Source organism: Burkholderia sp. PvR073 (assembly GCF_054055695.1).
The window spans coordinates 65,465-90,556 of sequence record NZ_JBSRXO010000009.1; the positions used below are offsets into that span (position 1 = coordinate 65,465).

Annotated in this window: 24 protein-coding genes; 12 read left to right on the top strand and 12 right to left on the bottom strand. The window is 67.2% G+C overall.

The features are described 5' to 3' along the window. Positions 1–54 precede the first annotated feature (54 nt). The 7 genes from ACVK00_RS24380 to sctU all read right to left on the bottom strand — a co-directional run bounded on the left by ACVK00_RS24380 (position 55) and on the right by sctU (position 6,930). Complete coding sequence (locus ACVK00_RS24380) at positions 55–1,023, bottom strand: hypothetical protein (protein ID WP_284900941.1); 969 nt, start codon at positions 1,021–1,023, stop codon at positions 55–57. Further along, positions 1,020–1,283 carry a type III secretion system export apparatus subunit SctS gene (gene sctS, locus ACVK00_RS24385; RefSeq protein WP_043188506.1) on the bottom strand — a complete coding sequence of 88 codons (264 nt, stop codon included), beginning with the start codon at positions 1,281–1,283 and terminating at the stop codon, positions 1,020–1,022. The genes ACVK00_RS24380 and sctS overlap by 4 nt, the downstream gene beginning before the upstream one ends. Positions 1,284–1,293: 10 nt before the next feature. Continuing rightward, positions 1,294–1,944 carry a type III secretion system export apparatus subunit SctR gene (gene sctR / locus ACVK00_RS24390; protein ID WP_228910597.1) on the bottom strand — a complete coding sequence of 217 codons (651 nt, stop codon included), beginning with the start codon at positions 1,942–1,944 and terminating at the stop codon, positions 1,294–1,296. After that, positions 1,928–3,031 (bottom strand): type III secretion system cytoplasmic ring protein SctQ, encoded by a 1,104-nt coding sequence (sctQ, locus tag ACVK00_RS24395; protein ID WP_284900940.1) that lies wholly within the window; start codon positions 3,029–3,031, stop codon positions 1,928–1,930. The genes sctR and sctQ overlap by 17 nt, the downstream gene beginning before the upstream one ends. Before the next feature lie 77 nt (positions 3,032–3,108). Next, entirely contained in the window at positions 3,109–3,759 is a 651-nt protein-coding gene (gene sctP, locus ACVK00_RS24400; protein WP_284900939.1) for a type III secretion system protein SctP, read from the bottom strand. Between the two features lie 10 nt (positions 3,760–3,769). Further along, complete coding sequence (sctV, locus tag ACVK00_RS24405) at positions 3,770–5,821, bottom strand: type III secretion system export apparatus subunit SctV (protein WP_354123403.1); 2,052 nt, start codon at positions 5,819–5,821, stop codon at positions 3,770–3,772. A 20-nt stretch (positions 5,822–5,841) separates the two neighbouring features. Next, complete coding sequence (gene sctU, locus ACVK00_RS24410; protein WP_228910601.1) at positions 5,842–6,930, bottom strand: type III secretion system export apparatus subunit SctU; 1,089 nt, start codon at positions 6,928–6,930, stop codon at positions 5,842–5,844. A 314-nt stretch (positions 6,931–7,244) separates the two neighbouring features. Here sctU and ACVK00_RS24415 point away from each other — a divergent pair, with 314 nt between their 5' ends. The 8 genes from ACVK00_RS24415 to sctT are packed head-to-tail and all read left to right on the top strand — an operon-like array spanning position 7,245 to position 13,448. After that, a complete protein-coding gene (locus ACVK00_RS24415; RefSeq protein ID WP_175698935.1) occupies positions 7,245–7,817 on the top strand; it encodes an HrpB1 family type III secretion system apparatus protein in 573 nt (190 codons plus the stop codon). A gap of 21 nt (positions 7,818–7,838) precedes the next feature. Next, a complete protein-coding gene (locus ACVK00_RS24420; protein ID WP_228910603.1) occupies positions 7,839–8,243 on the top strand; it encodes a hypothetical protein in 405 nt (134 codons plus the stop codon). 1 nt (position 8,244) lies between these two features. Further along, complete coding sequence (gene sctJ / locus ACVK00_RS24425) at positions 8,245–9,108, top strand: type III secretion system inner membrane ring lipoprotein SctJ (RefSeq protein ID WP_284900937.1); 864 nt, start codon at positions 8,245–8,247, stop codon at positions 9,106–9,108. 40 nt (positions 9,109–9,148) lie between these two features. After that, complete coding sequence (locus ACVK00_RS24430) at positions 9,149–9,844, top strand: type III secretion protein HrpB4 (protein WP_284900936.1); 696 nt, start codon at positions 9,149–9,151, stop codon at positions 9,842–9,844. Next, positions 9,829–10,704 (top strand): type III secretion system stator protein SctL, encoded by an 876-nt coding sequence (gene sctL, locus ACVK00_RS24435; protein WP_284900935.1) that lies wholly within the window; start codon positions 9,829–9,831, stop codon positions 10,702–10,704. The genes ACVK00_RS24430 and sctL overlap by 16 nt, the downstream gene beginning before the upstream one ends. After that, a complete protein-coding gene (sctN, locus tag ACVK00_RS24440) occupies positions 10,701–12,068 on the top strand; it encodes a type III secretion system ATPase SctN (RefSeq protein WP_228910607.1) in 1,368 nt (455 codons plus the stop codon). The genes sctL and sctN overlap by 4 nt, the downstream gene beginning before the upstream one ends. A 37-nt stretch (positions 12,069–12,105) precedes the next feature. Beyond that, complete coding sequence (locus tag ACVK00_RS24445; RefSeq protein WP_284900934.1) at positions 12,106–12,636, top strand: hypothetical protein; 531 nt, start codon at positions 12,106–12,108, stop codon at positions 12,634–12,636. Next, positions 12,633–13,448: a type III secretion system export apparatus subunit SctT gene (sctT, locus tag ACVK00_RS24450; RefSeq protein ID WP_284900933.1), complete on the top strand. Its 816-nt coding sequence runs from the start codon at positions 12,633–12,635 to the stop codon at positions 13,446–13,448. The genes ACVK00_RS24445 and sctT overlap by 4 nt, the downstream gene beginning before the upstream one ends. A gap of 64 nt (positions 13,449–13,512) precedes the next feature. Here sctT and ACVK00_RS24455 read toward each other — a convergent pair whose 3' ends face one another. The 4 genes from ACVK00_RS24455 to ACVK00_RS24470 form a co-directional block, all read right to left on the bottom strand. Then, on the bottom strand, positions 13,513–16,494 hold the full coding sequence (locus ACVK00_RS24455) for a hypothetical protein (RefSeq protein ID WP_284900932.1): 2,982 nt from the start codon (positions 16,492–16,494) through the stop codon (positions 13,513–13,515). Between the two features lie 63 nt (positions 16,495–16,557). Continuing rightward, the gene (locus ACVK00_RS24460; protein WP_228910611.1) at positions 16,558–17,190 is read right to left on the bottom strand and encodes a GNAT family N-acetyltransferase; all 633 of its coding nucleotides are present in this window, start codon (positions 17,188–17,190) and stop codon (positions 16,558–16,560) included. Positions 17,191–17,204: 14 nt separating this feature from the next. Further along, positions 17,205–18,641, bottom strand: coding sequence for a helix-turn-helix transcriptional regulator (locus ACVK00_RS24465; protein ID WP_284900931.1), 1,437 nt, complete (start codon positions 18,639–18,641; stop codon positions 17,205–17,207). Between the two features lie 203 nt (positions 18,642–18,844). After that, entirely contained in the window at positions 18,845–19,039 is a 195-nt protein-coding gene (locus ACVK00_RS24470) for a hypothetical protein (RefSeq protein ID WP_175669530.1), read from the bottom strand. Positions 19,040–20,165: 1,126 nt separating this feature from the next. Between ACVK00_RS24470 and ACVK00_RS24475 the strand changes: the two genes are divergently transcribed. After that, positions 20,166–20,597 carry a lytic transglycosylase domain-containing protein gene (locus ACVK00_RS24475; protein WP_105832312.1) on the top strand — a complete coding sequence of 144 codons (432 nt, stop codon included), beginning with the start codon at positions 20,166–20,168 and terminating at the stop codon, positions 20,595–20,597. Positions 20,598–20,662: 65 nt separating this feature from the next. Beyond that, positions 20,663–21,703: an aromatic ring-hydroxylating dioxygenase subunit alpha gene (locus tag ACVK00_RS24480; protein ID WP_284900929.1), complete on the top strand. Its 1,041-nt coding sequence runs from the start codon at positions 20,663–20,665 to the stop codon at positions 21,701–21,703. A 120-nt stretch (positions 21,704–21,823) separates the two neighbouring features. Here ACVK00_RS24480 and ACVK00_RS24485 read toward each other — a convergent pair whose 3' ends face one another. Then, entirely contained in the window at positions 21,824–22,471 is a 648-nt protein-coding gene (locus tag ACVK00_RS24485) for a hypothetical protein (RefSeq protein ID WP_228910616.1), read from the bottom strand. Here ACVK00_RS24485 and ACVK00_RS24490 point away from each other — a divergent pair. Further along, on the top strand, positions 22,470–22,880 hold the full coding sequence (locus ACVK00_RS24490) for a hypothetical protein (RefSeq protein WP_284900927.1): 411 nt from the start codon (positions 22,470–22,472) through the stop codon (positions 22,878–22,880). The genes ACVK00_RS24485 and ACVK00_RS24490 overlap by 2 nt on opposite strands. 205 nt (positions 22,881–23,085) lie before the next feature. Further along, complete coding sequence (locus ACVK00_RS24495) at positions 23,086–24,852, top strand: hypothetical protein (RefSeq protein WP_284900926.1); 1,767 nt, start codon at positions 23,086–23,088, stop codon at positions 24,850–24,852. Positions 24,853–25,092 lie beyond the last annotated feature (240 nt).

Sequence of the window (25,092 nt, forward strand, 5' to 3'; positions counted from 1 at the left end):
AAGCCTGACGTCAGTCTAGACATGCGCTCGGGCGCCGGCGGCGTGCGCGCGAAGTCATTGCGTGGGGTCCGAAGCGTTGCCGGGCGCGCGCGGCGCCGGCGTGCGCAGCAGCACCTGCACGTGACGCATCGAGCGCTCCGCAAGCGTGCCGCTGAGCGGGCGCCGGGCGCTCAGCACCATGAGCGGCAGCAACGCGTTGAAGCTCGCCTGCCGGTCGCCCGGTCGCGCGCCGGACCGGGCGCCGCCCAGGCGCGCCTGCGAGTCGATCAGGTCCTGACGCACGGCCGCGAGGTTGTCGTCGAACGACCCGGTGAGAAAGTTCGCGTCGCGTCGCGCGTGCAACAGGTCGAGCGTGGTCGACAGCGCCTGCCGCGACGGGTGCGCGATCGTGCCCTGGCGCAGCGATTCGCCGATCGAGAAGAAGCGGTCTGCCGAGGCGGTCCGCAACGCATCGTCGCGCAACATCGGCAGGCCGAGCGCCGCCGTATCCGGTGCGTGTATGGCCGTATGCGTGGCGTCCGATACGGAATCGCCGCCGCCCGACGCAGGGGCGCCGCTCACGGCACTCCGGCGCCGGACGGCAAACGCGTCCGGCGCCTTCGCCGCGCGCGGTGGCGGGCCCGGTCGCCCGTCGCGCTGTCGCTGACGTCGCTGCTGCTGTTGCTGCTGCTGTTGTTCCCGGCCCTGCTGTTGCCGGCGCTCCTTGTCGCGGCCTTGCTGCTGCTTGCCTTGCTGGTGGGAGCCGCCGTCGCGTCCTCGCTTGCCGTCCGAATCGCGGTGCAACGCGGCGACCCGCCGGTGCGTGACGCCCGACGCGCTCATGCGCGCCAGCAGGTGCTGGGCCTTGCTGGCGCCGTGCAGGGTCTTCGAGCGCGTGCCGTGACGAAAGGTGCTGTGACGGTACTGCCGCGCCTTGCGGCGCGCGTGATGCGCATGCAGCGCATGCTGCTGCGCGTCGTCGATGCGCGCCTGCTCGTCGAGCGCGGCCGGATTCGGCCGCGACGGGATCCGGGAGACGCTCACGACGGCACCGCGGTGGTCATCAGCTGCGTGGCGAAGCGCAGGATCGCGGCGCCGCCCCATGCACCGGTCAGCGCCAGCACGGCCAGTACCGCCACGAGCTTGAAGCAGTGGGAAATCGACTGATCCTGCAGCGACGTGATCGCCTGCACGAACGAGATCAGCAAGCCTGCCAGCGCCGACACGGCGATCGTCGGCAACGACACATAAAGGCAGAGCAACATGCCCTGGGTGGTCAGGCCAATCAGGTCGTCGGTATTCATCGGCGTTGCCTTATCGGTAAGTGAGGATCAAGCCGTGGATCAGCGTCGACCATCCGCTCATCGCGACGAACAACAGCAGCTTGAACGGGATGGCGATGTTGGTCGGCTGAAGCTGGTTCATGCCCATCGCGAGCAGGATGTTGGCAATCACCAGATCGACCACGATGAAAGCGATGTACAGCAGGAAGCCGATCTTGAAGGCGTCGGCCAGCTCGGACAGCGTGAACGCCGGTGCGAGCACGATCAGATCGTCCTCGTGCAGCTGGTTGGCCATCGCCTGCGGCCAAACGACATGCGCGGAACGCAGGAAGAACAGTTTCTCGCGCTCGCGTGCATGCTGCTTGAGGAACGCGCGAAACGGCTCGCGCGCCGCGCCGAACGCCTGGATCATCGCCTGGGATGGTTCGGGCGCAACCTGCTCGTGACTGAGCGTCTGCATCGCGCTCATGCCGATCGGCGCCATCACGTAGAGCGACACCAGGATCGCGATGCCGTTCAAAACCATGTTGGGCGGCACCTGCTGCACGCCGAGCGCGTTGCGCAACAGGCCCAGCACCACGACGATCTTCGCGTACGAAGTGACGACCATCGCGATGAAGGGCACCAGGCTGATCGCCAGCACGGCGATCAGCAGGCCGGTGAAGTCACTGAACTGAATCATGACCGTTCGCCATGTGAACGATGCGCACGCCGAGGTGCTCGCCGACGGTCACGAGCTCGCCGGTGCCGATCACCTGGCCGTAGGCGAGCAGCCGCACGCGCGCGTCGCGCACCGTGCCGGGGAGTTCGAGCACGTAACCGGAGCGCAACGCCGACAATTGAACGAGCGGCAGCGTGATGGTCTCGATCTCGAAGCGAACGGGTAGCTCCAGATCGTCGATCGACGCGGCGACGGGGAGGTCGCCACCATCGAGCGTGGCGTCGGTGCGGGAATTTTCCTGGGTCATTTGAGGGTCCGTGTTGATGACAAGTCGTGAACCGTCGAGCGTCGCGCGAACGTGAAACCTGCGCGCGCCGGGGGCGCCGAGATACACGTCTACGTGGTCCGCCTGCTGCGGCATGTCGAGCAGCGTGCGCAGCGCCGCGGGCGCGACGCGCAGGACGACATCGCCGGGGCGCAGCCCGTTCAACGTCTGCACGCTCAGCGTCCGCTCGCCGATACCGAGCGAAGCCGGTATTCCGATCCGGCTGATGCAGCTGGCGAACGGCACGCGTTGCGGCGCGATACGCCGTTCCATCGTGTCGATCCACGCGGGGGCAATCCGGTCGAGCACGCATTCGAAACGGTGGCCGTCGAGCGTGAAGCGCAGCGCGAGCGCCGCGCGGACGGCCGGGGCCGTGCGCAGCTCGGTCACGTGCGCATCGGCGAGACCGACCGTCTTCAACGCGTCGAGCAACGGCTCGGAGATGATCGCGGCGACGGCATTCCTGAGTGACGCGGCGAGCGCGGCGTCCTCGGACATCATCGAGCCGGTCGCGATGCTCGCGAGTGCCGGGTAACAGGCGAGATCGATCGCGATCGCGGCGGCGGTGCCGTTGGACTGCAGCTCGAGCGAGCCGGGCATCTGCCAGTTCGCGGGCGCGGCTTCGGTGATGTCCCAATCCTGCAGGTCGAACTCATGCGCGAGCAGCGCGGCGATCCGGGCATCGCACAACAGCCGGCGCAGGCGGGCCGTGTGCGAATCGAACTGCGGCAACACGCCGACCGAATCGGCGAGGCTTTTGACCATTGCATCTGGCTGAGGCATTTTGTTTCCGGTTCTGTTGTGTCGCGGCGCGGGATGTCCGTTGCGATGCGTGTCGGTTTTCTGCGTCGCGCGGCGGATCATCGGGTTTCGATCGCGACTTCCCGCGGCATCCTCAAATGCGCGAGGAGCGATACGAGGCGCTGCTTCAAGGTGTCTTCGTGGCGGCAGATTAATGCCCGGACCGGCTCCGACGACGTTTCGAAACGAAGCACGAGGTCGAAATGCGAAAGCGTCAGATGCAACGCGCATTCCGGCAGCAGGGACGGGTCGATGCGCAGGTGAATCGACCAGTTGCCGTGCGCAACCACGGCCTCGTCGGTGCAGAAATCGGCGATCCTGTCGGCGAGAAAATGCATCAGGCCGGCGACGCGCGCCTCTTGCCGGGACAGCGCCGTGAGGAACGGCCTGGCCAATTCGTCGAGATGACGTTCGCGCAGTGCGTCGGCCTGTGCGTCGACCGGTGACGGCGCCGCGCGATCCTGCGGCGCGGCGTCGTCGACGTCGCGCGCCTGGCGTTCGGCCGGCGCTTCGCGGGCCGGGTCCGGCGGCACGTCGTGCGGCGTGCGGGCGCCGCGGCCCGCACGGTCGTCGCCGCGCAGCCGCGCGCGGCGCACCAGCGCGGCATAGTCGATACCGGCGCGCTGCCCGTTCGGCGCGGGCCGGCGCGCCGGCATCTCGTCGGCGTCGGGCGCCGGAATGATGCGCGGATTGACGATCGGAGGGGTCACCGCGTCTCCGTCACAGCGTGATCCGTCCGAGCGGACGCAGTTCGACGTGTTCGGCCAGCTCCTGATACGAGTAGACCGGCAGCCATGCGAGGCGGGTGGTGATCATGCGGCGCACGTAGCGGCGTATGTCCATCGACGTGACGAGCGCGATGCCGTCGCGCGGCAGCTCGCCCGCATATTCGGCGATGCTCGTGCAGAGCTGCTGGATCTGGTCGGGCGACAGCGCGAGGAAATTGCCGGTCGGCGTCTGCTTGATCGACTGGCGAATGAACTGTTCGACGTCGTTGCCGAACAGCACCGCATCGAGCGCCGGCGCGCCGCGACTCGCCCGGTACGCGATGTAGCGCGAGAGGTCGCCGCGGACGTATTCGACCAGCATCAGCGCGTCCTTTTCCTTCGGCCCCCACACGATCAGGCTTTCCATGATGCCGCGCGCGTTGCGGATCGACAGCTGCTCCTCGAGCAGGCGACGCAGCACGTCCGCGATGCGTTGCAGCGGCAGCGCCTTCTGGACTTCGGCGACGAGGCCCGGGTAGTCGGCGCCGAGCTGGTCGAGCACCCATTGGGTTTCCTGGATGCCGACGAAGAGATGCGCGTGCGTGCGCAGCAGCTCGACGGTCTCGTTGGCCACGATTTCCTCGGTGCGCCAGATCGTCGTGTTCGGCGGCACGTCGCGTTCTGCGAGCCAGTGGCTTTGTGCGTGCCCGCCGGCCGGCCCGGCCGTTTCGCAGCGCGACGCGAGCGCGGAATCCGCGGGCGCCTGCGCGAGCATCACCTTGCCGGCCGGCATCTGCACGCGCGCGTAGGGCACGTCCTGCAACAGGATTTCATACGTATGCGCGGCAAGCGCGTCGCTGGTCCACATCGTGATGCCGGGAAACGGCAGGCCGATTTCCTCCTGCAGGCGCGCGCGCCGCGCCTCGAACGCGAGGTTGAGGGCGGCAGGCGACAACCGGGCGACCAGATCGGGCGCGAGCCGCACGCCGATCGCGCTCGCGAACTGGGGGGCGCGCGGCAGGATGCTCGGCGCGTCGCCTTTCGCTCCCGCACGTTGCAGCGCGGCGACCTTCTCGCCTCTCTGCTCGTCGTGCGCGCCCTTGCGATGAATCCGGTATCCGGTGAACGCCAGGATTGCCGACAGCAGCAGGAACAGCGGCCACGGGAAGCCGGGCACGATCGCGAAGCCGAGCAGGAGCACGCTGGCGAACCACATCGCGTGGGCGTTGCCGGCCATCTGGCGAATCAGCTCGTCGCCGAGCGAGCGGCCGCCGCCCTCCGAGGTTTCGTCGGACACGCGCGTGATCATGATGCCGGCCGCGACCGAGATGAGCAGCGATGCGATCTGCGACACCATCGCATCGCCGACCGACAGAATCGAAAAGCGGTTGGCGGCGTCGGCGGCGCTCATCGAGTGATAGGCCACGCCCACCGCGATGCCGGCGACCATGTTGACGAGCGTGATGATGAGGCCCGCGATCGCGTCGCCCTTCACGAACTTCATCGCGCCGTCCATGCCGCCGTAGAGCTGGCTTTCGACCGCGAGCCGCGCGCGTTTGCGGCGCGCCTCCTCGGGCGTCAGGAGGTTCGCCCGCAGGTCCGCGTCGATGCTCATCTGCTTGCCGGGCAGCGCATCGAGCGTGAAGCGCGCGCCGACTTCGGCCACGCGTTCCGAGCCTTTCGCGATGACGATGAACTGAACCGTCGTGATGATCACGAACACGACCAGCCCGACGATCAGGTTGCCGCCCACCACCAGTTCGCCGAAGCTGTCGATGATGTGACCGGCGTCGGCATGCAGCAGGATCGACTTGGTCGACGCGATGTTGAGCGACAGCCGGAACAGCGTCGTGAACAGCAAGGCCGACGGAAACGACGACAGCGACGTGATGGTCGGCACGTACATCGTCACCATCAACAGCGTCACGCTCAGGCAGATGTTGATCGAGAGCAGCACGTCGATGATGTCGGGCGGCAGCGGCAGGATCATCAGCGAGATGATCGCGACGATCAGCGCGGCAATGCCGATTTCGCCGCTGGCGGGAAGTTTGAGCGATTTCAGCATGGAAGACCTCCGTGGCAGGATCAGGAACGGGAACGGGTGCCGGACGATGCGCCGTCATCCGGCGGGTGCGCGGCGCCCACGGAGCCGACCCAGCGCAGAACGGCCGCGACCACCTCGAACAGCTCCTCGGGAATCGCATGATTCACGCCGACGCGGTGCAGCGTGCGTGCGAGCGGCGGATTCGCGACGATCGGCACGCCGTACAGGCTGGCGAGCCGGCGCAATTCGCCGGCGTCGGCATCGACGCCGCTCGCGACGATCACCGGCAACGGATGTTCGGCGGGCGCGTAACGCAGCGCGACCGCATAGTGGGTCGGGTTGACCACCATCACGTTCGCGCCCGCGACGGCCGCTGGTCGCGGATCGCCATTGATCATCCGCTTCGCGAGCTTGCGGCGCTCCTGCTTGATCTTCGGATCGCCGTCCTGGTTCTTGTGCTCGCGCTTGACCTCGTCCTTGGTCATGCGCTGCGAGAGCAGGAACAGCACGTGCTGAAGTTTCCAGTCGCCGATGCCGATCACGAGATACGTCACGCACGCGACCGACAGCACCGTCAGGAGCGCCGACCACAACACGGCCGACAGCCGGTAGAGCGGCTCGTAAAAGGCCGCGGCGGCGAGCGGCAGGATGCCGGCGATGGTTTTCCACAGCACCGCGCCGAGCACCACGGCCTTGAGCGTCATCTTCAGCAGGTCGATCAGCGAACGCTTCGAGAAGATCCGCTTGAGGCCGGCCGCCGGGCTGATCGCATCGAGCTTGGGCATCACCGGCTCCAGCGACACCTTCAGACCCACCTGCATCGCGGAAGCCAGCGCGGTGGCCAGCATGCCGAGGGCGGCAAGCGGGACGCAGATCGACACGCCGATGCCGAACAAGTGGAACAGCGCGGAGTCGAGCGCTTGCGGCGAGCGATCGGTCGCGGTGAAGTCGAGCGCCGCATGAACGGCCTCGCGCAGCGAATCGAACAGCCAGAAGCCGGCGGTGTGGAACGCGACGAGCATGGCCAGCAGCGACGCGGCGCCGACCAGATCGGTGCTTTTCGACACCGAACCCTTGGCGCGTGCGTCTTTCAGTCGCTTGGCTGTCGGTTTTTCCGTCTTGTTGCTCATCGTCGCTTCGATTCGTGCGGCCCATGCAGGCAATGGCACGCACGATAGTCGTCGCCGCGCGGCGAGCGAACCGCGAAAGCGAAGCCGCGCCGGCAGCCGCGAAGCGGCCCGCCGAATGCAGCGCGCGGTGCGGCACGGGCCGCGCTTCATCCGCGCACGCGCGCCGCGGCAGCCGATCGATCTCGACGCCGCCACGCTTCGCATGCGTTCTGCTCGCTTCGCCTCCGGCACCGGGCCAACCCTGCCGCGTTTGCTACTTTTGTCTCCACCGGCCCAGGCCGCGATCCAGACCGCTCATTCACCGGAACGCCAACATGAACCAGATACATCAGTACCCGACATGCACGCACGAACTGTTCGGTGCACTCGTCGAGATCGTCAGGATGTCGGTCGTCGACCAGTTCCCGACCACGCGTATCGACGTCGACGACGTCGAGCATCTTCTCGAGGCGTTGCACGTGATGCGCCCGAATCTGCCGGAACTCCATCTGTTCGACGGCTTCGTGCACGTCGTGCGGGGCAACTGGCGGGAGGCGACCGCGATCTTCCGCGCGCTGGTCGACCAGTCGGTGGGCTTGCCCGGCAGCAAGGCGATGCTGATCTACTGCCTCAGTTCGAGCGGCGACGGCGACTGGCGCATCGTCGCGAACCAGCTGCTGGACGATGACGGCGTGACGCCGCAAGCGCGCATGCTCGTTCACGCGGTGATGGCTCGCAACGATGTCGAGCAGGCGGGCGAGTACGCGCTCGCCAGCGGCGAATTCGTCGAACCCGAATCGCTGAAGCAGCTGCGGGCTGAGTCGGTGTCGGGTGAAGCGGGAAACGGGGCATCGGGTTCGGCTGCGACCGAACCGCCGATGTTCGACGGGCAGTATCTGCGCCTTTGATGGCCTGCATAGGAGAATGCGATGAATCAGGCTTTATCGTCGTTGACGCTCGACATGATGCGGATCCAGCCGACTTCGATCCCGCATCAGCCCGACGTCCACGTTGCGCCCGTGTCGGCGCATGTTGCCGACAGCTTCGAGGCGATGATGCAGCGCGGCGTGATGGGGCCGTCGTCGGGCACCGGCGACAGCGCGGGCACGATGATCTCGGAGATCGTGCGCGGCGAGGACGCGGCATTCCAGACCGTATCGAACGACATGCTGTACATGATCCACAACGTCGATGCGATGTCGCCGGGGGAACTGACGGCATCGGTGGTTCAGCTGCAGATCGAGGCCGCGAGCCTGCAGGTCGACATGCAGATGAAGATGAGTGTGGTCACGTCCTCGAAGGATGCGATCGAAACCCTGATGAAGAATCAATGACATGAACCTGGGTGCCGAACCGAAACGCCGGTCGATGCGTGGCGCCGCGCTGTGCGCGATGCTGGTCCTGTCGATGTCGCTTGCCGGATGCGAGAAGGAGTTGTACGGCAATCTTTCCGAACGCGATTGCAACGAGATCGTCGCGACGCTCATGCAGGCCGGAATCGGGGCGCACAAGGTGAGCGCCGACGGCGGCAAGACCTGGAGCGCGAAGGTGGAAGAGAGCGACATCGTGCACGCGATGGACGTGCTGCGCGAGCACGGTCTGCCGTCGCGACGTTACGACGATCTCGGCGCGCTGTTCAAGAAGGACGGCCTCGTGTCGACGCCGATCGAGGAGCGCGTGCGATTCATTTACGGGGTGTCGCAGGAGCTGTCCGACACGCTGTCGCGGATCGACGGCGTCGTGATCGCGCGCGTGCATATCGTGCTGCCGGACAACGATCCGCTGTCGAACAAGGTCAAGCCGTCGTCCGCGTCGGTCTTCATCAAGTATCGGCCCGACGCCAACCTCGCGACGCTCACGCCGCAGATCAAGAACCTCGTCGTGCACAGCGTGGAGGGACTGTCGTACGAGCAGGTGAGCGTCACGTCGGTGCCGGCCGATCCGATGGAGACGGTGGCCGTCGACAAGACGTCGGGCAACCTGGCGATGATCGCGCTCGCCGCCGGCCTGTTCGTGACGGGCGGGGTGGTGCTCGTCGTGACGAAGCGGCGCCGCGGGCCGGCGGCCGAGGCCGGGCATGGCGCGACCGGCACGACCGGCGCGACCGGCGCGAGCCGCGATGCGCCGGCGAAGGCGGGGCCGCTCTCCGCGATCGGCGGGCTGCTCAGGCAGGCCATGCCGGGCAGGACGTCGCGTTGACGCGGCGAGCGCCATGCCACTTTCCCCGCGAGATCAGACCATGCGCGACATCGAACGGTACGGCAGCGTCGCGACGACGCTCGCGGCGCGGCTGACGGGCTACGAGCGCAATCGCGGCGCGCTGTTCGCGTGGATGGACCCGGGCTGGCTGCACGATGCGCTGGCGATGCTGGGCGACGCGCGCGGCGTAGCGAGTCCGCACACGTCGCGGATCGCGCATGCGTGGCTCGCGGCGGCCGGTTGCCCGCCGCCGCCGCTCGATGCGTTTCGCTGCGAGAGCGCCGCGCTCGCCGCGTTGCCGATCGAGGACGCGCTGGGCGCACTGTGCTTGCGAGCGCTGCATTTTCGCCGCGCGGAATTGCGCTACTGGGTCGATCGCGACAGCCGCGAGCAGATCGCCGGCTGGCTGGGGCGCCGCGGCTTCGCCGCATTGCGATGGTTGATCGAAGCCGGCAACCCGCCCGGCATCGACCGGCTGATGCGCGACCACGGCATGGCGCCGCTCGGTGAACTCGACATGCCGACCCTTGCGTGGGAAGGATTCTGCCTGTTCGCGCACGCCGGCTGGTGCGATGCGTCGTCGCCGCTTGCGTTGCTTCGCTTCGTATGGCACCGGGATGCGCAGCCGCCGGCGTGGCTGGGCGCAAGCGACGCGGCCGGCCACCGTGACGACGCGATGCAGGTCATTGCCCGTCTTCCGGACTTCTATCAGGAGCAGACATGGTCATCTGGTTGAGAAATGCGCATGACGAACGGGCTGCCGAGGCCGCGCCGCAGGCGATCGGCGTGGACGGCGACATCGTGCGGCGCGAGGCGTTCGCGCAGCTGGTCGATCTCGACGACGGCCATGCCAGGCTGCGCGAACGGCAGCGCGACGTGCTGGCGATCGCGCGTGACGAAGCCGCGCGGATCGTCGCGGCGGCGCGGGCCGAGGCGGACGCGATCCGCGCCCGCGCGCAGGACGAATTCGATACCGGCCAGCGGCGCGGTTACGAAGCCGGCCGTCAGGACGCGCTGGCGCAGTGGTATCGGGAGACGGCCGAATCGCTCGCGCGGCGCCGCGATCTCGAGATGTCGCTGCGCCGGCGCATGGCGGACATCGTCGTGCTGGCCGTCGAAAATATCGTCGCGAGCGAGCGGCCGGAGGCCCTGTTCGCGCGGGCGGCCGATTCCGTCGATCGCATCGTCGACGCGAGCTGCCATCTGCGCGTGCGCGTCCATCCGGACCAGCGCGAGCTCGCGGCCGCCGCGTTCGAACGGGCGGCGGCCGGATGGTACGAACGCGGCAGGCCCGTGCCGATCACCGTGCTGGCCGACCGCGCGCTCGAGCCCGGCGCGTGCGTGTGCGAAACCGACATCGGCCTGATCGACGCGAGCCTGGGCGCGCAGATCGATGCGGTGCGCCTCGCGGTCACGCGCGCGTTGCAGCGCACGGAGGACGCCGGCGCAGCGCCGCACGAGGCCGCCGCCGTTCTCGAACGGCCGGAGGAACTTACCGATGCCGGGTCCGACGTCGAGGCCGGCGACCGGATGCGCGACGACTCGTCGTACGGCGCGGGCGAACTGCAGCCGGACGCCGAACAGGAGTTCGCATGAAGCCGGACGGCGCGTACACGGCGTTCGGGCACGACGCCGACGAGTTCGCGCGGCTGCACACGTTCGCCGATTCGCTCGCGCAGGAGCTGGGCGAGGGCGCCGCGCGGCCGAGCGGCAAGGTGCTCGAGGCGATCGGCACGCTGATCCGGGTCGGTGGCATCGACGTGCGGCTCGGCGAGCTGTGCGAGTTGCAGACCCCGCGCGGCGCGTTGATGCAGCTCGCCGAAGTGGTGGGCTTCTCACGCGATACGGCGCTGCTGTCGCCGTTCGGGCAGCTTGCGGACCTGTCGCGCGAGACGCGCGTCGTGGCGCTGCGTCGCCCGCTCGAGGTACCGGTGGGCGACGCGCTGCTCGGTCGCGTGATCGACAGCCTCGGGGCGCCGCTCGATCACCGCGGGCCGATCGATGCGAAGGCGTTCCGGCCGATCTACGCGCCCCCGCCCAATGCAATGAGCCGGCCGCTGATCGAGCGCGCGCTCGCCACCGGCGTGCGCGCGGTCGACGGCATGATGACGCTGGGGGAAGGGCAGCGCATGGGCATCTTCGCGCCGGCCGGCGTCGGCAAGAGCACGCTGATGGGCATGTTCGCGCGCGGCACCGACTGCGACGTGAACGTGATCGCGTTGATCGGCGAGCGCGGGCGCGAGGTGCGCGAGTTCGTCGAGCAGATTCTCGGCACGGCCGGCATGGCCCGTTCGATCGTCGTCTGCGCGACGTCGGACCGATCGTCGATCGAACGCGTCAAGGCCGCGTACGCGGCGACCGCGATAGCGGAGCATTTCCGCGACGCAGGCAAGCGCGTGCTGCTGATGATGGACTCGCTGACGCGGTTCGCGCGCGCGCAGCGCGAGATCGGCCTGGCCGCCGGCGAACCGCCGGCGCGTCGCGGCTTCCCGCCGTCGATCTTCGCCGAATTGCCGCGTCTGCTGGAGCGCGCGGGCCTGTCGGAGCGCGGCTCGATCACGGCGCTCTACACGGTGCTGGCCGAAGACGAATCCGCCAGCGATCCAATCGCCGAGGAGGTGCGCGGCATTCTGGATGGGCATATGGTGCTGTCGCGGGACATCGCCGCGCGCAACCAGTATCCGGCGATCGACGTCGGCGCCAGCCTGTCGCGCGTCATGCCGCAGGTGACCGACCCCGCGCATCGCGAGGCGGCGGGCCACGTGCGCAAGCTGATGGCGAAATACCGGGACATCGAAACGCTGCTGCAGCTCGGTGAGTATCGCGAGGGCGGCGATCCGCTGGCCGACGAGGCCGTGCGCAAGCGCGATGCGATCCACGCGTTCCTGTGCCAGCGGACCGACGAGCCGAGCCGGCAGGCGGACACGCTGGACGCGCTCCGTCAACTGTACATGGACTGACCCGGCCGACGGCCGGCCATCGAATGGAGCACTGACGATGCAGGATCGGAGCAGCAAGGCCTTTCGGATCGTGGTGGGGCGTCTCGAGCGCCTCGACGCAACCTTGCGCGAAACACTGCGCGCACGCATCGACCTGCTCGATGACGCGCAGGCGCGCCTCGACGAGCATCAGGACGCCATGGCGCGTGTGCGCGACGAACTGGCGCGTCAGGACGAGCGGATCAAGCGCCTGGTCGGCGGCGGCGGGCCCGTGCGCATCGACGAGTTGCTCGGCTGGCAGGCGCAGCGTTCGCGCGTCGCCGCCGAGCACGATTCGATGCGGGTGACGCTGAACGCGTTGCACGACGAGATTGCACGCATCGAGGAAGAGGTCGCAGAGGCGCGTGCGGCGATCGTCCGCAACGACGCCCGCATCACGCTTTGCAAGCAGCGTCTTGCCGCGCTGCACGCGCAAGCCCAGCGGGACCTGGACGACATGCTGGACGAGGAAACCGAAGAGGGCGTGGTGGCACGCATGCTGTCGCGGCGGCGCGCGCGCCCCGATGCATTGACGCGGAGACAGGGATGAACGTATTCGAGAGCGGTATTCCGCAATTCGGCGGCGTGCTGCTGCAGTTCTTCACGCTGGTCGGGCTGTGCGGCGTGCGCCTGCTGGTCATCATGATCGTCTTTCCGCCGACGTCCGATCAGGTCCTGCAAGGGACGACGCGCAATGCGATCGTGATGCTCTGGGGCGCGTACATCGCGTTCGGCCAGCAGGCGCTGATGCCCGCGCTGAGCGGCTGGCATCTCGTGCTGCTCGGCGCGAAGGAGGCGCTGATCGGGCTCGTGATGGCGTTCGTCGCATCGCCCGTGTTCTGGGTCGCGGAATCGGTCGGCACCTACATCGACGACCTGACCGGTTACAACAACGTGCAGATGTCGAACCCGAGCCAGGGACAGCAAAGCTCGTTGATGGCGACGCTGATGAGCCAGTGCGCGTCCGTCGCGTTCTGGACGCTCGGCGGGATGACCTTGCTGCTCGGTGCGCTGTTCGAGTCGTATCGGCTGTGGCCGCTCGACAGCATGACGCCCGTGCCCGCCGCGATGGTGCAGATGTTCGTGATGCAGCAGACCGATTCGCTGATGGAAACGGTCGCGAAGGTCGCCGCGCCCGCGTTGCTGCTGTTGCTGCTCGTCGACGTGGGCATCAATCTCGTCAGCAAGACCGCGCAGAAGCTCGATCTCGTGTCGCTCGCGCAGCCGGTCAAGGGCGGGATTGCGGTGCTCACGATCGCGCTGCTGATCGGCACGTTCATCGGCGAGGTGCGCGATCAAGTGGCGCTCGTGCATATCGGCGAGCAGATTCGCGAGCTGGCGACGCCTCACGCGCGGCATTGACGGCAACGGGGCGCACCCGCCCCGAACGCGCCGCCGGGCATCGGATGCCCGGCGCGACGGTTCACTAGAATGCGCCCGCGACCCGTGCGGCGCCCAGGCCCGTTCCGACCAGAACCGACGCGATTCGCACGGCGGAGTCGATCTGATGCCGGATGATCGCCTTCTTCCGGCTGCGATCGTGTTCCAGCCTGTTGGCCAGGTCGATGTGGAGATCCGCCATCTCCTTGATGAACCTCGGCTTGCTGAGACGCCCCTGAACGAACAGGCGCACCTGTTCTTCCACCTTGCGTTCGAAATCCGGCACCACGTTCTGCATGTAACCGCTGTCCTTGCCGCTGTAGGGCAGCCGGGTCAGGGCCAGTTCGTCGTCGCGCGATTCGACCAGTTTGCGGATCTCGTCGAGTGCCGCGACCGTGGCGGCCGTCAGGTCGATCGACCGTTGCTCGAACGACTGCCATTTGCCGGTCACGCCGTTGTACGCGACGACGGCCTTGGCGCGCGCCGCGGTATCGTCGGCGGACGCGCCGTGCGGTTGGATGGTGACCTCGCCGTAGAGCTGGTTGGCATTGGCCGACCATTCGAAATTCGTCCAGTAGTTTCCTCGCTCCCCGGTCACCTCGATGATGTAGGTGGTGGTGTTCAATCCGGATTCCGAACGGAACCCCGAATCGCTGACCTGCCTGATCCTTGCGTGGTTCCACTCGTGGACCGGGTCGGCCTTGTGCGCACCGAGCGTCGACTCGACCGCCTCGTAGTGTGCCGGGAAGGTGGGCCGTGCGACAGCAGGCCGGGGTAGTGCCGGAGGCAAATCGATCACGCGATAGAGTGCGTCGTTGCCGGCCGGCTGGGTCGACGGAAGCGGCCCGGGTTGCGTGACGGCGCTGCCCATCAGCAAGGCCGCCGTGTTGGCGTCGTTGCCGTGCTCGCCGAGAAAGGCGGCCGCGGCACTCGCCGCCAGCGTCCAGGCCGGCCGTGTGCCGGGGGCGGGGATGCCTGCGCTCGCCACTTGTGCGTAGGCCAGCTGCCGTGCCCGGGCAACGGCCGGTTCGGAGGATCCGGCACCCCAGCGCGCCGCCAACAGATGCGCGGCGACCAGCGAATCCTGATCCGTTGCGCCGCCCAGCGCGGCAAGATGCGCGGTCGCGGCCGCGCGGCGAGCCATCGCCTGGTCGCCATCCGCGCCGAACGTTTCGCATGCCGCGCGCGCCGCGACCATCGCGGCGCCGTGCCGGTTCGGCGCGGCGGTGCGGGCATCGGTCAGGGCTTGCACGATGACGTCGCGACGCAGCCGTTGCTCGTCGTCGTCACCGACGAGCGCGACCTGAGTCGCGGCGTTGTCGTGGCTTTTTCGGGCCTTTTCGTAAGCTTCCTGCACGTCCAGAAGCTGGATACGTTCATGGATGAGACGCTTCTCGTACGCGACGCGCTCATCATCCTGCTGCTTCGCCGACGTCGTGGGCGCGTGCCAGCCTGCCAGCGAAAGCGGCAGCCAGCTCGAGCGGGACACGGGCTGCTCCGGTGGCTGCTCGGCCACCACGGCTGCCACTTGTGCGTGCGCGTGAGCGAGCGCGGCTTCCGCTTGTCGGAGCGATGCTTCCGTCCGGCTCTTATCGGCTTGCAGCGTGTCGATCGCGCGTCGTGCTGCCGCATCCGCGGCCTCCGCGATGTTCACGCCGGGCGTTTTCTCGATGAACAGTTCCCGGGCGGCCGTATTGATCGCCGTGAGGTCCGGCCCCAGTGCGCGTCTGTCCATGGCCTTGACGGCTTCACGCATGCTCGCGAGACCCTGCGTTGCGTCGTCGTAAGCCTGCGCGATCGCGCCGAGTTGTCCTGCCGTCGCATGGTCTGGACCGGGGGAATGCATCGATTCGGCGGTGCGCACGACTGCCTGCGCGACGCGCGCCGCCGCGGCGTGGTCGTACCCGGCCCGTCGCGTCAATCCGGCGCTTGCGCCGGCCGCGGCATAGCCGGCCGGGCCGTCCGCGCCGAGGTCGGTCCGCTGGTCCGACGCGAGCTGCTCGGCGAGCACGATCGCTTCGTGCGCGGGCATGCCGGCGCGGAACGCGTGGATCGCGGCAGCCTTCATGGAATCGAGGCGGGGCGAGCGGCCCCAGCGGTGTTCGAGTTGCGCGACGATCGCCGTTTCGAACGGATCGGCGGAGATGGCATGGCCGGCAAGCTGAATCGTCCGGCCCGCGCTCAGATCGGCGCCCAACAGGCGATACCGATCCGCGGCCGCCTTCGTGCCGACGACCCGCTCGACCACGACCGGCGCGCACGGACCGTCGATGGCGGGTACGGTCATCAGCCGGGCCTGGCAGAACTCGCGCGTCCCGATCCGTACGATCCCGGAGGAGCGGGCCGGTTGATTCAGCGCATCGAATGCGTCCGCGGCGAGCCAGTTGGCCGACGCCTTGGCGGGTTGCTGACCGAACACGGCCCATTCGCCGTTCGGCGTGCTGAAAAGCTCGATCGTCGTATCGGGCGTGAGATTCGCGGTGACGGGATGAAACCCGCTGAATGTGCCCGATTTTCCGGTTTCGGCGGCACGCTCGGCGATCACCCGGACGCGATCCGTTTTCCCGTCGGCAGACTGAAGCACCATCGTCCGAACGACAAAATGTCGCTTGCCGACGGTGATCGTCGTCGCGTCGTCATTCCCTCGACCGTTGCTGATTTTCGGTTGCAGCGTCGCGAAGTCGACGCAATCCCCGATGGCGCGCTTCACCGACGACACGCTGACCCGTTCGGCGATCCGGCTCGGCAATTCGGCGAGCTTCTGTGTCGCATTGGCGAATCGATTGATTCCTGCGGGCCGCGCGAATGCGGCAGCCGCGCTCGAGCGCGGTGCCGGCGCGGCATGCGCGTCGTCAGCCGGCGAAACAGGCGACGACGTCTCGCGTCGTTGTCGCTGAAGACCTCCGAGGTGTGGGGGGAAATCGGCGCGAGACGGCCGAGAAACGGATCGGGACGCGCGCTGCTCCGCGTCGGCGGCCGGTTCGCCGATCTCGGTCGTATCGGCTTGGGTGGGCGGGGATGTTCTCATGTGCGATGGGATAGGCGACGAACGAGCCGGTGAGCACGCCGCTTCGCCGACACGCGATGCCGCTCATGGTTCGGTGTGGTCCTGAACGGCCGGGAACGGCGCGTGCCGCGACGCCAGTCGCCGCGCGATGCGCGACGACGTGTCGTTGGCGCCACGGGTGATGGCGAACAGCAGCGCGTCGCCGGCGGCGAGGTTGCGATTCGGGCGCGGCTCCCAGTTGGTCAGCCTCGCCTCGAGGGTGAATCCGAGCCGCGACATCGTGCTGGCCGCGGGGCCTTCGGGCGCGCAATACGCGTGGATACGGTACAGCTGCGGCTGCGTGAGCAGCCAGTCGATCAGCATCAACAGCGCGGCCAGCCCCGCGCGTCGTCGCCGATGGCCTTCGCAGCGGCTCGTGACGACGCCGATCTCGGCGCGCGGCGGCGCGGGCGCGAGATCGATCGCCGCCACGAGGCGGCCGGTCTGCAAGTCCTCCATCGCCCAGGTGAAGCGCGTCTTGCTGGACCAGCCGAGCTGGCAATGGCGGATGAACGCGCGCGTTTGCGCGACGTTGCGATGCGTCGGGAACGGCAGCCATTCGGTGACGGCGGGGTCGCCGAGCAACGCGTGAAAGAGTGCGTCGGCATCGGCATCGACAAACGGGCGCAAGCGCAGCGCGTCGGTTTCGATGATCGTCGGCGGACAGAAGGTATTCATCGCTGTTCCCCGCGTCAGCGCGCCAAGGTTTCGGAAGGCGTTTCCTTGAACATCTTCCGATAGCCGTTCAGGAGCGTCGAACGATGCTGCACGCCCCAGCGGTTGGCGATTTGCAGCACGCTAGGGGCCAGCGTGTCGTCCGCCATTAGTTCGTCGCGAATGTGTTCCATCCGTTGGCGGCGGATCAGCTCGCTCGGCGTGATGCCGAGATGGGTCTTGAACGCGAGCTGCAGCGCGCGTTCGGTGACGCCGATATGCGTGGCGACTTCGCGCACGGACAGATCCGGGCGGTCGAGACATTCGGTCAGGTAGCGGTACGCGCGGCGATATTTTCCCGGCAACCGTGCGCTGATGTCGTCCGCGACGGGTTCGGCGCGCTCGGCGGATGCGGATGACAGCAGCGAGCCGTCCTCGCGCACGTGCTTGATCGAGAGCAGCGCATAGCGGCCATACAGCTGCGAATAGTCCTGCAGACGCCCCTGCTGTTGACGAACCTTCGATTGGCAATAGAGATACTCGAGATACCAGCGCGCATGCTGGTTGCCGGGCATCGACGTGTCGTTGAACATGCGCAGCATCGTTTCGGCGACCCGGGTCGCGTTGCCGGCCAGCGCGGCGAGCGCGACTTCCAGGCGCAGCGCGCGATGGTAGTCGTGCAGTCCGGCCCCGACGCTCCAGCGCAGATACACCTCGATGCGCTCCAGCACCGCCTCGCTGCCGCGCGCGAGCGATTGCAACTGCTGAAGATAGTCGGCGCGCTGCGCGAGCACGGCGATCATCGGCGTCTGTTCGTCGGACAACATCGACATGCCGCCGACCTCGTTCGCCGCCGGTTCGAGGACGACCGGGTGCCCCGAGTGCCAGTAGATGTGGTCGGCGATCGGCTCGCAGGCGCGCAGGTGGTATTGCGCGAGCAGATCCCGGCGCAATGCATCCACCAGCCGGCGCCAACGCTTGTCCGGCGCGGCGACGGCCAGCTCCGACATCATGTCGAGGCGCGTGCGTGCGCCGTCGAGGCGGCCGAGATGGAACAGCACGAGCGTCGCGCCGACGAGGCTTTCGAGACGTTGCGTCGGCGACGCTTCATCGTCGTCGGCAATGCGCTTGAAGCACATCAGCGCGGTGCCGAACCGGTTGCGAAACAGTGCCTGCCAGGCTGCATTGCGGCTCAGTGCCGCCCGGACCGCGACGCGCTCGCCAGTCAGCGCCTTCTGCACGCGACGATACGTTTCTTCCGCGTCTTCATGGCGCCCCAGCACGAGCTGGACGTCCGCATACGCCTGCAATGCTTCGACGTCCGGCGCGCCCGCCGGTCGTTCCGTGTCGGCGCGATGGGCGGCGAGGTTCGCCGCGTCGAGGAACTGGCCCGCGAACATCTTGGTACAGAACGTCGACGACGTATCTGCCGACGACAAGGCCGATGCGATAGCGAAATAGAGGGTGGACAGCATGGCGTGCTCCTGTCGGAAAAGCGGTTGAGGTGCGAACGGATGACAGTCATTTGTCGAGTACATCGTTGCACCCGGGGTCCGGGTGTTCTGCGATCTTTGACGTTCTGTTACCGTTGGCTGGCCGCTCCGACGGGGCGAAGGAGCGCGGCGGGTGGCCGGCGCCACGACCCACCCGTCACGCATCCGTGACGCTTCGCGCATGCTTACTTCCTTGAAAGCTCCTCGATCTTGTGCGCGATTTTCACCGCGATTTGCAGGACTGCGTTGAGAATCGACAGGGCGATATCGGCGAACTGGCCTCCCATGTTCGCGAGTTGCGGTAACCGCTGCTGCAGCCAATGCGGTTCGGCCGGTTGCCCGTGCGACGTTACCCCGGGATGTAGCGGCATTTGCTGCATCAGCGGCTCGGGATGCGCGCCCGGATGATGTGCATGAAACCCGGGCGGCGGCCCGGGCGGTGGATCGTAGCGCTGAACGCCATCGGACTCGGGCTTCCACCCTGGCGGTGGACCGGGCGGCGGAGCGTAGCGCTGAACGCCATCGGACTCGGGCTTCCACCCTGGCGGTGGACCGGGCGGCGGGGCGTAGCGCTGAGCACCATCGGACTCGGGCTTCCACCCGGGCGGCGGCCCCGGCGGCGGAGCGTAGCGCGTCGCGGTTTCCCCGGCCGGGTGCGGCGAGGCCGGCGTGTAGGGTGGCGGCGGATCGGGCGCAATCGATGACGATTCCGCGTCCATCCTCGGAGGTGCCGACGCCGGCCGCAGACGCATGGGCGAAGGCGCACGCTGGCGCCCGAGGCCCTGCAAGGAAATCGCGTCGCTGGCCCTCACGGGGCGCGGCGCGAAGATCGAGGGTGCGTCGTTCACCGGCGTCGATGGGCCGGTTGATCTTGCCCGGGCTGCCGGAAACGGGCTGACCGATATCCGGCCGCGCGAACGGAGGCTGTCGGCTCCTGCATGTTGAAGGCTCAGCAGCGCTGCCGAGACGGATTGCGATCGCGACCGTGGAGACAGCGATCCGCCGTCCGGATGAACGGCACTGCCCGGTCTGGAATGCTCGCCGATGGATTCGGTGTTACTGGGCGACGGCGCTGCGGTTCTGATGGATGCCACGTGATTCTCCCAGCACAGGAAAGGGGTGTCGCGGTTATAGCCCCGCATGGCCACTCGTCGCGTCAGCGGGACGAAGTCTCGTGGCGCGACCCGAACGCCAGGCCAGCGAGCCACGGCGAACACCGCCCGCGGCTTCGGGCGCGCGAAGCAACACGCGCCAATCCGAATCTCACGCCACGTGGCGGTGCTGGCGCGATGGACGTCGATCACGGTCGTGGTTACTTTTCATCCGGCACGGCGACGGCGCACGGTGCGTGTGTTGTCCGTGCGCGCCGGCCGGACATGGACCGGACTGTGCGCGCGCCGTGCATCCATGCCGACCATTCGACCCATCGGATCCAACATGACTCGTCGATATTTCCAGCCGTCGCGGCCATGGACACGCGGCGGCCGCTGCACCATCGCACGCGGCATGGCCGCCGTCGTGCTGTCCTGTTGCCTGACCCCGTGCGCGTTCGCGGATTGCTTCGACGCGGCGGCGAACTATCAGGGCGTCAGTGCTTACGTGTTGCGCGCAATCGCCTGGGTCGAATCGCGCGGCAACCCGGCGGCCGAGCATCGCAACGGCAACGGCTCGATCGATATCGGGGAACTGCAGATCAATTCGATTCATCTGCGCGAGCTGGCCGGCTTCGGCATCGATGCGCAGTCGCTGCGCGACGAGTGCGTGAACATCTACGTGGCCGCCTGGCAGCTGAAGAAGCAGATGCTGAAACACGGCAACACCTGGGAAGCCGTGGGCGCCTACCACTCCGAAACGCCGAAGCTGCGCGATGCCTATGTGCGCCGGATTCAGCAGACGTTGACGCGATGGGGTAGCGGACCGGCGCAGTTCGAACCGTGAGCCGGAAACGGCGCGCGGCGCTTGCGGCGGGACGCGCCGCGCTTCGCGACAAGAGGACCAAAATCATGACATTCATTCGAAATGCCTGGTATATCGCCGCATGGAGCCACGAGCTGTCGACGGAAAAAGGGCTCGGCCGCACGCTGCTGGGTGAAGCCGTGATGCTGTTCCGCGACGCGCAACATGGTGCGCGTGCGCTGTCGGACCGTTGTCCGCACCGCTTCGCGCCGCTGCACAAGGGCGATGTCCGCGACGGGACGGTGGGCTGTCCCTATCATGGCCTGCGCTTCGACGGCACGGGCCGTTGCACGCACAATCCGCACGGCGACGGCCGCATTCCGGCTGCCGCGCACGTGCGCAGCTTTCCGGTGATCGAGCGTCATGGCGCGGTGTGGATCTGGATGGGCGACGCCGCGCTGGCCGACGCGGGCGCGTCCTTGCCGGACTTCTCGTTCGTCGATCCAGAGGATAACGAAGTGAGCACCGGTTATTTGCTGACGCGCGCGCATTATCAGTTGAGCGTGGACAACCTGCTCGACCTCAGCCATTTCCAGTATCTGCATCCGGACACGCTCGGCAGCGACGCGATCGCACGCGATCCCGGCCGCGTCGAGCAGGACGGCGACACGGTGCGCTCGTCGAGGCGAACGCAGGCGGAACGGTTGCCGGCGTTCGTGGCGCGTGCGTTCGGCGTGCCCGACGGCGTGCGCGCGGATCGCCATCTGGAAGTGCGCTGGGATCCGCCGTCGCTGCTCGCGATCGACGTCGCGGTGTGCCCGAGCGGCGCGACCCACGGGCGGGTATCGCGCTCGGCGCATCTGCTGACGCCCGAGACGGCCGCGAGCACGCACTATTTCTTCGCGTTCGGTTTGCCGAAGGCGCTTGGTCCCGCGGCGCGCGTGCTGGTCGATTACGCGGTCGCCGGGCTGATGGTGCCGTTCCGCGATGAAGATCTGCCGATGCTCGAGGCGCAACAAGCGGCGCTGGGCGCAACGGATTTCTGGGCGCAGCGGCCGGTGCTGCTCGCCAGCGACGCAGGCGCGATTCGCGCACGCCGGATCGTCGAGCGTCGGATAGCGGAAGAGGCGCGCTGCGCGAGCGCGTGAGATTCCGGTTCGTGCGGGCGCGTGAGCGGAATAGAGAGGGGCCGGCGTGGAGCATGCCGGCCCCTGTCGTGCGTTCGGGGAGGCGCGCTCGCGCGCACCGCGCGCGAGCGGCAGCCGGCGTCAGCCGAGTTGGCCCAGCCATTGCCCCCCGATGCTCATCGGACTGATCAACGGGCTCAAGATGTTCTGGGCCGAATGGCTCTCGGTCGGATCGAGCGCAATACTGAGCGGGTTCCGGATCGTGCCGCCGAGCGAGAAGACTTGCGACGCAATATATTCGCGGCCCGCCTTCTTCGGATCGGAGGAGTCTCCGTCCAGTGCACCGCCGGTTTCGTGCGCGATCGAGTAAGCGCCGGCGGACGTACCGTTGTGGCCTTTCGACGAGAAATCGTACTCGTGCGCCGCCGGTCCTTGCGTCAACAGTTTGGATGCCTGGTCTTTCGTGATCTCGCCCTTGTTGATCGCCATCTGCAGTTGATTGATCACCTGCTTCTTCTGCTTCGGATCGTTGGCGCTCTTGTCGAAGTTTTTGGCGGCGTCCGGATTCTTGCTGCTCCAGTCCTTCAGCGCCGACTGGTACTGCGGGTTGTTTTCACCCGGCGTCATCGCGTTCTTCATGTCATCGGTGAATTGCTTCGAGTATTTCTTGACATTGTCGTCAATGAACTTCCGAATATCGTCGCCGTACTTGTTGGCGTCGTTCGCGATGGATTTGTTCCAGTCATCGACGTTCGGAGTATTGGTGGTATTGGGCATTTCGACGGACATGGCATTCTCACTGGAGTTGGAAAGGTGCGAACCTGCCGTGTTTCAGGCGGATGTACGCACCGAGCAATCTAGCCAAGATCGCCGCGATTCGATAACCGCTTGCGAAGCGGGTGAGTTCCATGCGAACGAGATGCCGGCGAATGCCGGCAGCGCGCGCCACGCGCTGATCGGTCGTCGAACCGGGGTGGTGGCGGCATCGGCTGGATGCCTGCGCGCATGCCGCGTTCTGCCGATTCGCGTTGGCGAAGGTTCGCGCATCGATATCCCGCTTCGTCTGCTCGACGTGAAGCCGACGGCAGTGCACGTAGCATCCGCACCATCGATTCCGATCCGTCCATCAAGGTACATTCGCCATGCCATCGTCGATTCGCTCTGCCTCGCCCCCTCACGATTTTGCACACGGCGATGACGTATCGCACGCACCGTCGCATAAGCCTGATACAAGGGGCTCCACGGACAAGAGTCCGGAGATCGCGTCATCGCCGTTGTCGAGGCTGCCGTCGCGCAGCCCGCGACCGGCCTCGTCGACCGACGCCGCTGGCCGCCGAAACGCGTCGCCTGCCGGGCGTCGCTCGACGGCGACGGGGCGGCCTGGCACTCCCGATGCCACGCGCGTGCGCGACGTCGAACCGCCGATCGAAATGAGCAGCCTCTCTCGCACGACCTCTGCCGCTCGTTCTCATTCGAGCACCGAATCGAGCGGCGACGAGATCACGTTCAAGATGCCGCCGCCGTGCGGCGGCACGCTGAGCGTCGGTGCGGACAAGCACTTGCGCTGCGATGACGACCAGGGCGTGCAGGCCATGCTTGAGCTCATCGCGCACCTGGATCCCTCTTTAAAGGTGTCGACGCTCCCGCCCGGGGCACGCATCCAGGTCGAATGGGACGGGAACCTGATGGACAAGATGGGCCTGTTCATGAAACTTGCGGGCGGCAACCAGCTGTTGGCCACCGATCTGTTGCGCGATGCCATTGCCAAGCCGCTGCACGCATTTACGCCTGATGCCCGCGTGCCGGGGACGAATCAGCACCCGAGCGAATTCATGCGCAATATCGGCCTGCGCATTCATGTGACGTCGGATAGCGCGCTGGCCGCCCGTCTGCAATCCGTGCTGACGGCGCCGGCCGACGATTCGGAGCGGAGCAGACGGGTAACGAAATTCCGCCACGATTTTGGCGCGATGTCGCTGCTGTTGCTTGCGACCAACAAGGACTTCAACAAGGAATTGACGTATGGCCTGGGCGCCAGCCTGGTCGGCACCGGTGCGATCGGCGCGGCCTTCGAGTACGGCATCTGGGGCAGCGTCAAGGAGGCCATAGGCCGCGAACCTGCGGCACGAGGGGGCCCCTACCTCGATTCGCTGACACCGCTGGTCGCCGAAACGTTCGATTCGATGGTCATCAAGCGGCTGATGGAGGTGATGAAGGGCGGCCGCTTCGTGCCGGAAGACTTGGCCACGGCGTTGGACGACCTGAAGGGCGCGGCCTATTCCGGCTCGATCGCGGCCCTCGGTTCGATTCCGAACAATCTCGTGCGCCAGGCGGCTATCGAGGCGAGAGACAGCGGCAATCATGGTCTTGCCGTCGCTCTGCTGGCAGTGAAACAAGGCACCAACCTGCTCGCGACATGGACGTCCGGCGCGATGGTCCCGCTGGAAATCAAGGAGGATCACGAGAAACTGGTCGAGGCCAAGATGGCCATGATCGCGGCCGGGACGATTCCGCCGCCGGCCGCGAACGATGTGCGCAAGCACGTCCAAGCCGAAGCGCTCAATACCTTGCGCGCGGCCCGGGGAACCGGATCGTCGATCCGTTCGATGGCCACCGGCGGCGAGATTGCCGCAACGCTCGGGTTGTTCCTGTCCGTGTTCGAACACCTGGGCTACATCCCGAACTCGGTCGAACAGCTCATTACGCTGATGTACTCGACGCCGACCGAGGTCATCAGCATGCTGTCCACGATGCTGACCGAAAGGTGGGTGGGCAGCGGGTCCAACCATGTGGACGCCCGGGTTACCACCGACCACGCCAAGCAAAGCGGCATGCTGCGCCAGATTTCGCGATCGGAGAGCACGTCGCTCGCCGAGCTTGACCGGATCGCCCGGCCCGCTGGCGAGGTCAATGCCCAAATCGGTTATGGCGTCACGTTGGTGCTCGGCGGCGCGATGGGGCTGCTGGAAGCGGGCGCCGGGCGCGGCGCGCAATATTTGCGCACGCTCGGACGGGCCGCGCAGGCATTGCCCGGTGCAACACAGGCCCATGTGCTACAGCCGATCAGCGACAGGGTCGCGATGGCAGTCGACGTCGCTACCCGCACCATCACGAACGGTGCACGCGAGCAGCCGCGACGCACGGCGCCGACCGATGGCGACATGGTTTGACTGTTGTGGCGCAGATCGAGTGGTTCGTTGAATCGCATGACAACGCGGCAATTTTGGGGGCATTGCAATGAGATCTGGTGATGTGACGCAGTCGTTCCCGGCTTCTGTCGATGCACACCCGGACGAGGCGACCTCTCCGAGTCGGTCCGGCAAAAGTTCGGTGAGACGTGACAGTCGTGTCTCGTCCGCCTTGGCTGAACTGTCGCAAAGTCATCCGCAGATATCGAGCGCTGGCGGCGA

What these genes read in the sequence shown, in the direction of transcription:
- sctR (WP_228910597.1), bottom strand. Translation starts at nt 1,944, where the DNA reads ATGATTCAGTTCAGTGACTTCACCGGCCTGCTGATCGCCGTGCTGGCG.
- ACVK00_RS24485 (WP_228910616.1), bottom strand. Translation starts at nt 22,471, where the DNA reads ATGTCCGTCGAAATGCCCAATACCACCAATACTCCGAACGTCGATGAC.
- ACVK00_RS24480 (WP_284900929.1), top strand. Translation starts at nt 20,663, where the DNA reads ATGACATTCATTCGAAATGCCTGGTATATCGCCGCATGGAGCCACGAG.
- ACVK00_RS24430 (WP_284900936.1), top strand. Translation starts at nt 9,149, where the DNA reads ATGCGCGACATCGAACGGTACGGCAGCGTCGCGACGACGCTCGCGGCG.
- ACVK00_RS24460 (WP_228910611.1), bottom strand. Translation starts at nt 17,190, where the DNA reads ATGAATACCTTCTGTCCGCCGACGATCATCGAAACCGACGCGCTGCGC.
- ACVK00_RS24420 (WP_228910603.1), top strand. Translation starts at nt 7,839, where the DNA reads ATGAATCAGGCTTTATCGTCGTTGACGCTCGACATGATGCGGATCCAG.
- sctL (WP_284900935.1), top strand. Translation starts at nt 9,829, where the DNA reads ATGGTCATCTGGTTGAGAAATGCGCATGACGAACGGGCTGCCGAGGCC.
- sctJ (WP_284900937.1), top strand. Translation starts at nt 8,245, where the DNA reads ATGAACCTGGGTGCCGAACCGAAACGCCGGTCGATGCGTGGCGCCGCG.
- sctU (WP_228910601.1), bottom strand. Translation starts at nt 6,930, where the DNA reads ATGAGCAACAAGACGGAAAAACCGACAGCCAAGCGACTGAAAGACGCA.
- ACVK00_RS24470 (WP_175669530.1), bottom strand. Translation starts at nt 19,039, where the DNA reads ATGCAGCAAATGCCGCTACATCCCGGGGTAACGTCGCACGGGCAACCG.
- ACVK00_RS24490 (WP_284900927.1), top strand. Translation starts at nt 22,470, where the DNA reads ATGGCATTCTCACTGGAGTTGGAAAGGTGCGAACCTGCCGTGTTTCAG.
- ACVK00_RS24445 (WP_284900934.1), top strand. Translation starts at nt 12,106, where the DNA reads ATGCAGGATCGGAGCAGCAAGGCCTTTCGGATCGTGGTGGGGCGTCTC.
- sctN (WP_228910607.1), top strand. Translation starts at nt 10,701, where the DNA reads ATGAAGCCGGACGGCGCGTACACGGCGTTCGGGCACGACGCCGACGAG.
- sctT (WP_284900933.1), top strand. Translation starts at nt 12,633, where the DNA reads ATGAACGTATTCGAGAGCGGTATTCCGCAATTCGGCGGCGTGCTGCTG.
- sctV (WP_354123403.1), bottom strand. Translation starts at nt 5,821, where the DNA reads ATGCTGAAATCGCTCAAACTTCCCGCCAGCGGCGAAATCGGCATTGCC.
- ACVK00_RS24415 (WP_175698935.1), top strand. Translation starts at nt 7,245, where the DNA reads ATGAACCAGATACATCAGTACCCGACATGCACGCACGAACTGTTCGGT.
- sctQ (WP_284900940.1), bottom strand. Translation starts at nt 3,031, where the DNA reads ATGCCTCAGCCAGATGCAATGGTCAAAAGCCTCGCCGATTCGGTCGGC.
- sctS (WP_043188506.1), bottom strand. Translation starts at nt 1,283, where the DNA reads ATGAATACCGACGACCTGATTGGCCTGACCACCCAGGGCATGTTGCTC.
- ACVK00_RS24475 (WP_105832312.1), top strand. Translation starts at nt 20,166, where the DNA reads ATGGCCGCCGTCGTGCTGTCCTGTTGCCTGACCCCGTGCGCGTTCGCG.
- ACVK00_RS24455 (WP_284900932.1), bottom strand. Translation starts at nt 16,494, where the DNA reads ATGAGAACATCCCCGCCCACCCAAGCCGATACGACCGAGATCGGCGAA.
- ACVK00_RS24465 (WP_284900931.1), bottom strand. Translation starts at nt 18,641, where the DNA reads ATGCTGTCCACCCTCTATTTCGCTATCGCATCGGCCTTGTCGTCGGCA.